Here is a 569-nt window from a genome sequence, read left to right on the forward strand (position 1 = left end):
ACACAACCGCAAGATCACTAATATCAATCTTATTATCGTTGTTCATATCAGCAATCTTGGCTGTCGCCCAGTCTGTGCTATTGGAATTCTTACCGTAATGGTAAGCTACCATCGCAAGATCACCTACATTGATGCTTCCATCCTTGTTGATGTCTGCCGACTTATTAACTTGCGCCTTGAAGGTATCTACTGCACTGCCTAGTGCTGTTACAGCATTGTCAACTTGGGATTGTGTCGCACTTTGGTTGTCCTTGACAGCTTTCGCTGCATTGAGGGCAACACCGAATGCATCTTTGGCTGCCTGCGGGTATTGACCTGCCGCTGTACCAACGACTGCTGTATCATACAAGCTCTGTGCACTCGTAATGGCTGTTGTCAATGCCGTCTTATCAACAGCCGCYACAATAGCTCCTACTGAAATGCTCTTACTGCCAAGCTGCGCTTGAATCACGGTTCCCTCTGGAGCCACACCAAGCTTTGCCTGGGTAGCTGCAATCGTTCCACTGGTACTCTGAACACCAGCCTTTACCTTGAAGATTAGGTTCAGAACCGGCGTACTGGCTCCAGAT

The 569-nt window shown here is 48.2% G+C and carries 1 protein-coding gene; it reads right to left on the reverse strand.

Annotated features, from left to right (window positions below; all coding sequences use genetic code 11):
* The coding region (locus AC1DLM_RS35515; RefSeq protein ID WP_477572638.1) for a dockerin type I domain-containing protein at window positions 1–569 on the reverse strand (569 nt) is incomplete at both ends.

Source organism: Paenibacillus sp. 01T442 (assembly GCF_056398345.1).